The organism is Gemmiger sp. (assembly GCF_036306485.1).
Taxonomy (GTDB): Bacteria; Bacillota; Clostridia; order Oscillospirales; family Ruminococcaceae; genus Gemmiger.
Map to the genome: position 1 here is coordinate 143,313 of NZ_JAXJZK010000044.1, position 10,033 is coordinate 153,345.

Consider the following 10,033-nt stretch of genomic DNA (forward strand, 5'->3'; position numbering starts at 1 on the left):
TCTTCCCTTGACGGTCCTCGGGATTGTCTATATACTAATAAGGAAGTAAGTTTGACATTTATTTGTCAATATCGTATTCTGTGACAATCCATCCTACTGTACTGGAGGTAATTCCTATGGCACGATTCACTCTCCCCCGCGATCTGTATCACGGCAAGGGCGCCCTCGAAGCACTGAAGAGCTTCACCGGCAAGCGCGCGATCGTCTGTGTCGGCGGCGGCTCGATGAAGCGGTTCGGATTTCTGGACCGCGCCGTTTCCTATCTGAAGGAAGCCGGCATGGAAGTGGAACTGTTTGAAGGCATTGAGCCCGATCCGTCCATCGAAACCGTGATGAAGGGCGCCGCTGCGATGGAAAAATTCCAGCCCGACTGGATCATCGCCATGGGCGGCGGTTCTCCCATTGACGCGGCCAAGGCCATGTGGATCAAGTATGAGTATCCCGACATCACCTTTGAGGAGATGTGCAAGGTGTTCGGCATCCCGCCGCTGCGCCGCAAGGCCCGCTTCTGCGCGATCTCGTCCACGTCCGGCACCGCTACCGAGGTGACGGCCTTCTCCATCATCACCGATTACCAGAAGGGCATCAAGTACCCCATCGCCGACTTTGAAATCACGCCGGATGTCGCGATCGTCGATCCCGAACTGGCCGAGACCATGCCCAAGAAGCTCGTGGCCCACACTGGTATGGACGCAATGACCCACGCCATTGAAGCGTATGTCTCGACGGCGCACTGCGATTACACCGATCCTCTGGCGATCTTTGCCATCCGCATGATCGAGAACGATCTGGTGGACAGCTACAACGGCGACATGGAAAAACGCGATGCCATGCACAATGCACAGTGTCTGGCCGGTATGGCGTTCTCCAACGCGCTGCTGGGCATTGTCCACTCGATGGCTCACAAGACCGGTGCGGCCTTTGCGGATTACGGCGCCCATATCATCCACGGTGCCGCTAACGCAATGTATCTGCCCAAGGTCATCGCCTTCAATGCCAAGGACCCGACCGCCAAAGCCCGCTACGGCGTCATTGCCGATGAGATGAAGCTCGGCGGCGCCAACGACGATGAGAAGGTCAAGCTGCTCATCGAGTATCTGCGCGGCATGAACGATGCGCTGAACATCCCGCACTGCATCGCCCACTATGGCCCGGACAGCTATCCCTGCGAAAAGGGATTTGTGCCGGAGGATGTCTTCCTGGCACGTCTGCCCGAGATTGCCAAGAACGCCATCGGCGACGCCTGCACTGGCTCCAACCCGCGTCAGCCCAGCCAGGAAGAGATGGAAAAGCTGCTCAAGTGCTGCTACTATGACACCGAGGTGGATTTCTGATCCTTCCGTTTCCCCGAATGTCCGCGCCCGGCTCTGCGTGAGCCGGGCGCTTTTGCTGCAAGAGAGGTTCTGCCATGACCGAACTGTATCATCTGACCCCCATCGGCAGGATGGTCCTGCGCGCCGATGAGGCCGGGCTGTGCGGCGCGGATCTGTGCACCGGTTCCGGACCGGTGCCGGATGCCCTGCCCTGCGCCCTGCTGGAGCAGGCCGCCCGGGAACTGGACGAGTATTTTGCCGGCACACGCCGCTGCTTTTCGATTCCGCTGCATCCGGCCGGCACACCGTTTGAGCACCGTATCTGGCAGGCCCTGTGCCGGATTCCCTACGGCGAGACCCGCAGCTATGCCGAACTGGCGGCCATGGCCGGGCATCCCGGTGCCTGCCGTGCGGCGGGGTCCGCCATCGGGCGCAATCCGCTGCTGATCTTTGTGCCCTGCCACCGGGTGATCCGTTCGGATGGATCACTGGGTGGGTTCCGTGCCGGGCTCGACGTCAAGAAATGTTTGTTGGCCCTGGAATCGAACCAGAATTGCTGACTTGATACCGCAATATCTCTTCATTTCGTACAAATATTGACTTCTTCCATTCGCCGGGCTTATAATACCTGTGGGAAAACATAAGTGAGGTGTTTGAAGGAATGAGCAATGCACAAGCACAGCGTGCCCCCGCCGCTGAGCCTATGTTCTCAAGGCATGCCCTGGTTGCGCTGATTCTGCCGCTCTTGCTGGAGCAGTTTTTGTCGGTGACGATGGGCATGGCCGATACCCTGATGGTGTCGGGGGTCGGTGAGGCCGCCGTCTCCAGCGTCAGTCTGGTGGACAGTCTGAACATTCTGATCATTCAGATTCTGTCGGCGCTGGCCACCGGCGGCGCGGTCATCAGTAGCCAGTATCTGGGACGCCGCGACGCCGACAGTGCCCAGCGCAGTGCGGCACAGCTGTACACCGTCCTGGGGGTAAGCACGATCTCGGTCATGATTATCGTGATGGTGTTCAGCCGGCTGATTCTTCGGCTGGTCTTTGGCCGGATTGACGACGACGTGATGACCTTTGCCCAGATTTACTTTCTGATCAGTGCAGCCTCCTACCCCTTCATCGGCTTCTACAATGCCGGTGCCGCCCTGTTCCGTGCCCAGGGCAACAGCCGCATCTCGATGCTGGCCAGCCTGGTCATGAACATCATCAACATCTGCGGCAACGCCCTGCTGATCTACGGGTTCAATCTCGGTGTTCTCGGCGCTGCGCTGGCCACCCTGATCGGGCGGATCTTTGCGGCGGTCTGGGTATTCTGGCAGCAACAGCAGCTGGAAAACCCGCTGCGCATCTCCCAGTGGTCCGACCTCAAACCGGACGGCACGCTGATCCGGCGCATCCTTGCCATCGGTATTCCTTCCGGACTGGAAAACGGCATGTTCCAGATCGGCAAGCTCTGCGTCAGCAGTCTGACCTCCACCCTCGGCACCGCCGCCATTGCGGCCAACGCCGTCTCCAACAGCGTGAGCAGCATGGCCAACATTCCCGGCAACACGATGAGTCTGGCCATGATCCCGGTGGTCGGGCGGTGTCTGGGCGCCGGCGACAAACGCCAGGCCAAACGCTATGCACTGCTTCTGCTGGGCATCGCCGTGGTCGGTCTGTTCATCACCAATGCAGCGCTGTTCGTGCTGATCCCCTGGATTTCCACTTTGTTCCATCTCTCGGCGGAAGCCACCAGCATGTGCGTCACGGTGGTGCACTGGTTCGCCATCTTCAGTGTCTTTTTCTGGGCGACCAGCTTCACGCTCCCCAATGCCCTGCGCAGCGGCGGCGATGCCAAATTCACCATGACGGTGAGCATCTTCAGCATGTGGCTGTTCCGCGTGATTCTGAGCTACTTCTTTGTTCTCAAGCTCCACATGGGGCTGACCGGCGTCTGGTTCGGTATGTTCATCGACTGGATCTGCCGGAGCTGCTTCTTCCTTCTGCGCTTCGTCAGCGGCAAATGGATGAACCACAAGGTCATCTGATCATAAGAAAAAACCGGCAGGCCCCAGGGCCTGCCGGTTTTTTGTATTACAGGATATCCCGCTGGATCGGGGTCAGGAAAAGCCGCTCGGTCTCATCGCGGGAGGAGGACTGTCCCAGCGCCCACATCAGTTTGGCCACCACGGCCTCGGGCGTCATGTCCCGGGCCTCGACCACACCGGGCAGGGCCTTGGCGGCGCGGCCCACCTCGTACACAGCCAGGTCGCTGCCTTCGTGCGGGACCTGGGTCGTAAAGACCGCCAGTCCCCCTGCGGCGCACCAGTCGCGGACCGCGGCAAACATCGGGCCGTTGTCCCCGCCGGGCAGTCCGCCCACGCCGAAGCTTTCCAGCACCAGGGCATGGTAATGGCCGGCCAGCAGCGGAATGCAGTCCGCCTGCATCCCGGGAACCAGACGCAGCACAAAGACCGAGGGGTCCAGCCGGTCATAGAACCGGACCCGGGCATCGGGGTCGGGGTTGGGCAGGAAGGGAATGAGACGCTTGTCCCTAAAAATCGCTGTTTCGGGATAGTCAATGCTGGAAAAGGCATTGAAACTCTTGGTCCGGGTCTTGCGGGCACGGGTTCCGAGAATCACCTTGTTGTCAAAGACGATCTGGACGCCCCACGCCTCATCATGGCAGGCGTACAGCAATGCACGGGCGAGGTTGTTGCGGGCATCGGTGTCCCGGTTATAGATGGATTTCTGGCTGCCGGTGAGCACCACCGGTTTGGGGCTCTGCTGGATCATATAACTCAGCGCTGCCGCCGTATAGGCCATCGTATCGGTGCCGTGGGTGATGACAAAGCCGTCATACCGGTCATAGTTTTTCCGGATGGCCGCCTCAATCCCCTGCCATTGTTCGGGTCCGATGCTCGTCGAATCCAGATTGTAGAGCTGCACGGCCTCCACATGGCAGAAGTCCGCAGCTTCGGGCAGGAACGACAGCAGTTCCTGCGAAGTGATGGCCGGGGCCAGCCCGCCCGCCGCCGTCGGCCGGGAAGCGATCGTCCCGCCGGTGGCCAGAAGCAAGATATGTTTCATGCGATCCTCTCTTTTATGTTGTCCCGGCATGCCGCCGGTGGTTTGCCCTTATTATAGCATTGTACCGGGGTAGTGACAATGCCCGGCCCGCGCTGGCAGCCGCAAAAAAAGAGAGCCGGGGGGGATTGACAACTGTGTATATAGTGTATATACTGTTCATATAAGATATAAACAGTTTACATCTTTAAGGAGGAACACGGCATGGAGCTGTACATCTCCAATGCCGGGCAGGAACCGATCTACGCGCAGATCACGCGGCAGATCCAGAACAAGATATTGTCCGGTGAATTGAAAGAAGGCGATGCCCTGCCCAGCATCCGGCTGTTGGCCAAGGAGCTGCGCATCAGCGTCATCACCACCAAACGGGCCTACGATGACCTGGAAGCTGCGGGGTATATCCTGACGCAGCCGGGGCGCGGCAGCTTTGTGGCACCGCAGAATCCATCGCTGGTCCGGGAAGAAAGCCTGAAACAAGTGGAGGAATGTCTGACCGGAGCGATTGACGCGGCACGGCGCGGCGGCATCACCCGGGAGGAGGTTCTGCAGACACTGAACCTGCTATGGGAGGAATAACGATGTCGGAACGGTATGCCGCCGAACTGCACGGCGTTATCAAAGAGTTTCACGATTTTACGCTGGGTCCGTTGGACCTGAAAATCCAGTCGGGGACCATTGTCGGCCTGGTCGGAGAGAACGGCGCCGGCAAGACCACCACCCTGAAGCTGATGACCGGGGTAAACCGCCCCACAGCCGGCGAAGTGCGGCTGTTCGGGGGTGATCCCACCGACGCTGCCGCGCGTCACGAGGTCGGCGTGGTATTTGAGGAGGCGTTTTTCTGCGAAGCACTCACGCCGAACCAGATCGGACGCAGTCTGGCGGGCATCTACGGCCGGGACTGGGACGCCGATTTCTATGCCTCGATGCTGAAGCGCTTTGCCCTGCCGCCGGACAAAATGCTGCGGGAATTCAGCCGCGGGATGCGGATGAAGCTGAACCTGGCTGCGGCGTTCGGGCACCGGCCCAAACTGCTGATTCTGGACGAAGCCACCAGCGGGCTGGACCCGGTGGTGCGCAGCGAGATGCTGGATCTGTTTCTGGACTTCATCCAGGATGAAGCGCACAGCGTTTTGATCAGCAGTCACATCACAAGTGATCTGGAGCAGATTGCCGACTCCATCGCTTATCTGCACCGCGGCAAGCTCCTGTTCCACGAGAACAAGGACAGCCTGTTGCAGGAATACCGGCTGATCCGGTGCAGCGCCGCCGATCTGGACAAAATTCCGGCCGAATGCCGGATCTTCACCCGCCGCACCAGGTTCGGCTGCGAGACACTGGTCAAAGGCTGGGAGGATGTGCGGCATGCGCTGCCCGATGCGGTCAGCGATCCCGCCGGGATTGATGACATCATGCGCTTTACAAGCGGGAGGGATGCACAATGAAAGGTCTGTTGTACAAGGATTTCCGGATTCTTCTGACTTCCTACAAGAAAAACGCCGTTCTTCTGCTGTTCGTGTATGCGCTACTGGCCGCCACGTCCGACATTCCCTATACGCTGTACATCCTGATGTTCGCGGTCGGGCTGTATGTGATCTCGACGCTGAGCTTTGACGAGCAGTGCAAATGGGATTGTTATGTGCGCACCATGCCGGTCTCGCCGGAGGAGGTCATCGGGGCCAAGTATCTGCTGGGGCTCTGCATCTTTCTGCCCTGCGCGGTGATCTGTCTTGCGCTGAGCCGGATTCTCTCGGCCGATGCACCGATGGAAGAATCTCTTCTCACCTGTGCGGTGCTCACAATGGTCACGCTGCTCTACTATTCCTTCAGCCTTCCGCTTTCCATCCGGTACGGGAGTGTCAAGGGCCGCACCGCCGTCCTGCTTGCGGCTGTTTGTCTCGGCTGCCTTTTGGTTCCCTTTCGTCAGAGTATGCATGTTCTCCCGCAGATGACCTTCTCCCCTGTGCTGCTTTCCGCCGTGATGCTGGCTGTCGGCGCACTGGCCTACCTGATCAGCTGGCGGGTAAGCACTGTGATCTACGCCAAAAAAGAGTACTGATCCGAGCCGCTGCCGGAGAGAATCCCTTGACAAACCGCACCTGCACGGGTATAATAAATATCACCGTGCAGGTGTCGTACAACGGCTAGTACATCAGCCTTCCAAGCTGAGGACGAGGGTTCGACTCCCTTCACCTGCTCCAGTGCAAACGCCGGGAAGAATCTTCCCGGCGTTCTTTTTATCCTGTCAAAAGCAGGCGGTGCCAGAAGGCACCGCCTGCTTTTTTTGAGTCCCGGTCAGACGAAAAAATGATTCGAAGGATTTCCGGTCAGGTCCGGGGCTCTGCCTGTTTTTGCTGCGTTTGGGCATGGCACAGGCAATGATTGGGGCAGCCGCTGCACCCGCCTCCGCAGGAGCAGGAATGCTTTCCCGCCTTTTTCTCCCGGCGGATGGACAGACAGGCTGCCGCAAACAGCAGAATGACAAGGGCCGTTCCGATCCCCGTTGCGAGGTTGGCACGGACAAGTTCCAGGATGGCAGCAAACATGGGAAGTCTCCTTTCTCAGATCAGGCCGCAGCCGTCCCGGGGGTTGTGGTCGGGATGGCCGACGGAACAGGTTTGCGGAACAGCAGCCAGACAAGCAGCACCAGGGCAGCCGCACCGGCCAGCGTGCCGGCTCCGAAGGCAACCTCTCCGAGCAGCAGGCCGCCGAGCTGGTAGACCATGAGGGCAATCAGGTAGGCAAAGCCGCACATATAACCGATGGCTGCGGCTGTCCAGCGGGGACTGTTCATTTCACGCCGGATGGCACCCATCGCAGCAAAGCAGGGAGCGCAGAGCAGGTTGAACAGCATGAAGGAATACGCCGAGAGCTGCGTGTAATCGGCCGCCACGAGGCCCCAGATTTCGTCGCCGTTTTCCGCCAGTTCTCCTGAGTAATGATAGAGAACACCGAAGGTGGAGACGACGTTCTCCTTGGCAATGAGACCGGTGACGGTCGCCACGGCGGCTTTCCAGTTGCCGAAGCCAAGCGGCGCAAAGAGGACACAGACCACCGATCCGATGCCGGCCAGCAGCGAATGGTCCTGATCCTCCACCATGCCCCAGCTGCCATTCTCGATCCCGAATGCCTGCAGGAACCACAGAATGATGCTGGAAACCACGATGACGGTGCCCGCCCGCTTGATGAAGGACCAGCCGCGTTCCCAGGTCGCGCGCAGCACGTTGCCCCAGGCAGGCACATGATAGGACGGTAGTTCCATGACGAAGGGAGCCGGTTCGCCGGCAAACGGCCGGGTCTTTTTCAGCACAATGCCCGAGATGACGATGGCCGCCACGCCGACAAAATAGGCCGAGGTCGCCACCAGGCCGGACCCTCCGAACAGGGCGCCGGCGATCAGGCCGATGATGGGCATTTTGGCGCCGCAGGGAATGAAGGTGGTGGTCATGATGGTCATGCGGCGGTCACGTTCATTCTCAATGGTCCGGGAGGCCATGATGCCCGGCACGCCGCAGCCCGACGCGATGAGCATCGGAATAAAGCTTTTGCCGGACAACCCGAACCGGCGGAAGATCCGGTCCATGATGAAGGCCACCCGGGCCATATATCCCACATCCTCGAGCACCGAGAGCATCAGGAAAAGAACCAGCATCTGCGGGACAAAGCCGATCACCGCGCCGACACCGCCGACGATTCCCTCTACCACAAGGCCGGTCAGCCAGTCGGCACAACCGGCCGTTTTCATCAGGACGGAGAGATTGCCCTGGACGATCTGCCCGACCAGAACGTCATTGGTCCAGTCGGTGAGGAAGGAGCCGAATGCTCCCATCGAGACGGAGTAGACCGCCCACATGACGGCGGCAAAAATCGGCAGCGCCAGAACCCGGTTGGTGACAATGCGGTCAATCCGGTCCGAAACAGTCCGTGTCCCCTTGCGGGAAGTCCGGCTGACCGCCGAGTTGACAACGCGACCGATGAAGGTGTAGCGCTGGTCGGTGATGAGGCTTTCGGCGTCATCCTGCAAGGCCTCCTCACAGGCCGCAATGCGCTGTTCGATCTGTCCGGCGGTCCGGTCATCCAGCCGGAGTCCGGCCCGGATTTTCTCATCACGCTCAAACAGTTTGACGGCGTACCAGCGGCGGAACCGCTCCTCTACCGCATCGCCGAGCATCCCCTCAATGTCCAGCAGGGTTTCTTCGACGTGGCCGGTAAAAACCGACGGGCGGTTCCGGATTTCCCGGCGGGAAGCAGCGCGGACAGCCGCCTGCGCCGCATCGCGGCTCCCCTCCCCTTTCAGGGCGCTGATTTCCAGGACCTCACATCCCAGCGCATCGGACAGCGCTTTGAGATGGATCCGGTCCCCCCGCCGGCGCACAAGATCCATCATGTTGACGGCAATCACCATCGGGATGCCCAGTTCGAGCAGCTGGGTGGTCAGATAGAGATTCCGCTCCATGTTGGTGCCGTCCACAATGTTCAGGATGGCGTCCGGCTGTTCCTGGACCAGGTAGCTGCGGGCGACAACCTCCTCCAGCGTGTAGGGGGAGAGCGAATAAATGCCCGGCAGGTCCTGCAGAAGGACATCCTTATGACCTTTCAGCCGGCCTTCTTTTTTCTCCACCGTGACGCCGGGCCAGTTGCCCACATACTGATTGGAGCCGGTCAGATCATTGAACAGCGTTGTCTTGCCGCTGTTGGGATTGCCGGCCAGTGCGATCTTGAATTCCATGGCGTACCCCTTTTCTTTTAGTTTGTTTTAACTAACTTTCTGGACAAAAAATCAGGCCTCCTGCAGCTCGATCATGGCAGCGTCAGCCTTGCGGATGCTCAACTCATAGCCGCGCACCGTGAGTTCCATCGGATCGCCCAAGGGTGCTACCTTGCGCAGCGTGACCTGCACACCGCGGGTCAGTCCCATATCCATGATCCGGCGCCGCACCGGTCCTTCCCCGTGCAGCCGTGCCACCGTCACCGTTTCGCCCACTTTTGCCTGTTTCAAGGTTCTCATCGTCTTCCTCCTCTTTCAGAATATTCCGCTGCTGCATGGATTTTAACGCACCAGGATGCGTCCGGCCATTCTTTCATCCAGGGCGATCCGGCCATCCCGCAGCTGCAGGATCATGCCGCCGCCCACGCGGCTGATGATGGTCACATCGGCATCGGCGGCAAACCCGAGTTCGGCCAGATGCCGGCGCACATCATCCCGGCCGGTGATCCGGCAGACCCGCACGGTTCTGCCGGGTTCCATCATGTTCAAAGGCACCATGCCTTCCCCCTTTTCTGTATGGTATAGGTTTTCGCAAGAATTAGTTGCGACTAACTTTGACAGTTTGTAGTTTAGCATCTCTAACTCGTTTTGTCAACGGGACAAACTGTACTTTTTTTGTGTTCGGATACGCAGACAGAAAAAGAGGCATCCCCTGTGCAGGGGATGCCTCTTTGGGCAAACCGGTGTGGTTATTTCTGGAAGCCGGTGATCTCGTCAAAGTGGTAGGTAACGCCGTTGATCACAACGGTACCCTTGGCCATGGCGCCGCTGATCGGATCGAAGTAGCAGCGGCCTTCCTTGGTGATCTGCCAGCCCTTGACCATCTGGCCATTGGCATCATAGCGGACCCACTTGCCGCCGTCGGATTCCTGATAGACATCCTTCGA

11 protein-coding genes, 1 tRNA gene and 1 pseudogene are annotated in these 10,033 nt (G+C 59.4%); 7 read left to right on the forward strand and 6 right to left on the reverse strand.

The features are described from left to right. Nucleotides 1-116 precede the first annotated feature (116 nt). The 3 genes from U0L91_RS09615 to U0L91_RS09625 all read left to right on the forward strand — a co-directional run bounded on the left by U0L91_RS09615 (nt 117) and on the right by U0L91_RS09625 (nt 3,342). Nucleotides 117-1,334 (forward strand): iron-containing alcohol dehydrogenase, encoded by a 1,218-nt coding sequence (locus U0L91_RS09615; RefSeq protein ID WP_330046453.1) that lies wholly within the window; start codon nt 117-119, stop codon nt 1,332-1,334. A 74-nt stretch (nt 1,335-1,408) separates the two neighbouring features. Beyond that, entirely contained in the window at nt 1,409-1,873 is a 465-nt protein-coding gene (locus U0L91_RS09620) for a methylated-DNA--[protein]-cysteine S-methyltransferase (RefSeq protein WP_330046455.1), read from the forward strand. Between the two features lie 101 nt (nt 1,874-1,974). Next, nucleotides 1,975-3,342, forward strand: a complete 1,368-nt coding sequence (locus U0L91_RS09625) for an MATE family efflux transporter (RefSeq protein WP_330046457.1) — start codon at nt 1,975-1,977, stop codon at nt 3,340-3,342. Between the two features lie 46 nt (nt 3,343-3,388). Here U0L91_RS09625 and U0L91_RS09630 read toward each other — a convergent pair whose 3' ends face one another. Then, on the reverse strand, nt 3,389-4,384 hold the full coding sequence (locus tag U0L91_RS09630; RefSeq protein ID WP_330046459.1) for an asparaginase: 996 nt from the start codon (nt 4,382-4,384) through the stop codon (nt 3,389-3,391). Nucleotides 4,385-4,585: 201 nt separating this feature from the next. Here U0L91_RS09630 and U0L91_RS09635 point away from each other — a divergent pair, with 201 nt between their 5' ends. The 4 genes from U0L91_RS09635 to U0L91_RS09650 all read left to right on the forward strand — a co-directional run bounded on the left by U0L91_RS09635 (nt 4,586) and on the right by U0L91_RS09650 (nt 6,579). Then, nucleotides 4,586-4,957: a GntR family transcriptional regulator gene (locus U0L91_RS09635; protein ID WP_330046461.1), complete on the forward strand. Its 372-nt coding sequence runs from the start codon at nt 4,586-4,588 to the stop codon at nt 4,955-4,957. 2 nt (nt 4,958-4,959) lie between these two features. Beyond that, nucleotides 4,960-5,823: an ABC transporter ATP-binding protein gene (locus U0L91_RS09640; RefSeq protein WP_330046463.1), complete on the forward strand. Its 864-nt coding sequence runs from the start codon at nt 4,960-4,962 to the stop codon at nt 5,821-5,823. Next, nucleotides 5,820-6,437, forward strand: coding sequence for an ABC-2 transporter permease (locus tag U0L91_RS09645; protein WP_330046465.1), 618 nt, complete (start codon nt 5,820-5,822; stop codon nt 6,435-6,437). The genes U0L91_RS09640 and U0L91_RS09645 overlap by 4 nt, the downstream gene beginning before the upstream one ends. A gap of 67 nt (nt 6,438-6,504) precedes the next feature. After that, nucleotides 6,505-6,579, forward strand: a tRNA-Gly gene (locus U0L91_RS09650). A 126-nt stretch (nt 6,580-6,705) separates the two neighbouring features. Here the strand turns inward: U0L91_RS09650 and U0L91_RS09655 are convergent. From U0L91_RS09655 to U0L91_RS09675, 5 genes and pseudogenes are all read right to left on the reverse strand, one after another. Continuing rightward, entirely contained in the window at nt 6,706-6,924 is a 219-nt protein-coding gene (locus tag U0L91_RS09655) for a FeoB-associated Cys-rich membrane protein (RefSeq protein ID WP_330046467.1), read from the reverse strand. Nucleotides 6,925-6,944: 20 nt separating this feature from the next. Then, nucleotides 6,945-9,107 carry a ferrous iron transport protein B gene (gene feoB, locus U0L91_RS09660; RefSeq protein ID WP_330046468.1) on the reverse strand — a complete coding sequence of 721 codons (2,163 nt, stop codon included), beginning with the start codon at nt 9,105-9,107 and terminating at the stop codon, nt 6,945-6,947. 51 nt (nt 9,108-9,158) lie between these two features. After that, a complete protein-coding gene (locus U0L91_RS09665; protein WP_330046470.1) occupies nt 9,159-9,386 on the reverse strand; it encodes a FeoA family protein in 228 nt (75 codons plus the stop codon). Nucleotides 9,387-9,428: 42 nt separating this feature from the next. Beyond that, nucleotides 9,429-9,644, reverse strand: coding sequence for a FeoA family protein (locus tag U0L91_RS09670; RefSeq protein ID WP_330046472.1), 216 nt, complete (start codon nt 9,642-9,644; stop codon nt 9,429-9,431). A 191-nt stretch (nt 9,645-9,835) separates the two neighbouring features. Continuing rightward, nucleotides 9,836-10,033: pseudogene (locus U0L91_RS09675) on the reverse strand (hypothetical protein); the annotation flags it as partial.

Coding starts and splice junctions, on each gene's coding strand:
- U0L91_RS09645 (WP_330046465.1), top strand. CDS start 5,820: ATGAAAGGTCTGTTGTACAAGGATTTCCGGATTCTTCTGACTTCCTAC.
- U0L91_RS09615 (WP_330046453.1), top strand. CDS start 117: ATGGCACGATTCACTCTCCCCCGCGATCTGTATCACGGCAAGGGCGCC.
- feoB (WP_330046468.1), bottom strand. CDS start 9,107: ATGGAATTCAAGATCGCACTGGCCGGCAATCCCAACAGCGGCAAGACA.
- U0L91_RS09670 (WP_330046472.1), bottom strand. CDS start 9,644: ATGGTGCCTTTGAACATGATGGAACCCGGCAGAACCGTGCGGGTCTGC.
- U0L91_RS09635 (WP_330046461.1), top strand. CDS start 4,586: ATGGAGCTGTACATCTCCAATGCCGGGCAGGAACCGATCTACGCGCAG.
- U0L91_RS09620 (WP_330046455.1), top strand. CDS start 1,409: ATGACCGAACTGTATCATCTGACCCCCATCGGCAGGATGGTCCTGCGC.
- U0L91_RS09655 (WP_330046467.1), bottom strand. CDS start 6,924: ATGTTTGCTGCCATCCTGGAACTTGTCCGTGCCAACCTCGCAACGGGG.
- U0L91_RS09665 (WP_330046470.1), bottom strand. CDS start 9,386: ATGAGAACCTTGAAACAGGCAAAAGTGGGCGAAACGGTGACGGTGGCA.
- U0L91_RS09640 (WP_330046463.1), top strand. CDS start 4,960: ATGTCGGAACGGTATGCCGCCGAACTGCACGGCGTTATCAAAGAGTTT.
- U0L91_RS09630 (WP_330046459.1), bottom strand. CDS start 4,384: ATGAAACATATCTTGCTTCTGGCCACCGGCGGGACGATCGCTTCCCGG.
- U0L91_RS09625 (WP_330046457.1), top strand. CDS start 1,975: ATGAGCAATGCACAAGCACAGCGTGCCCCCGCCGCTGAGCCTATGTTC.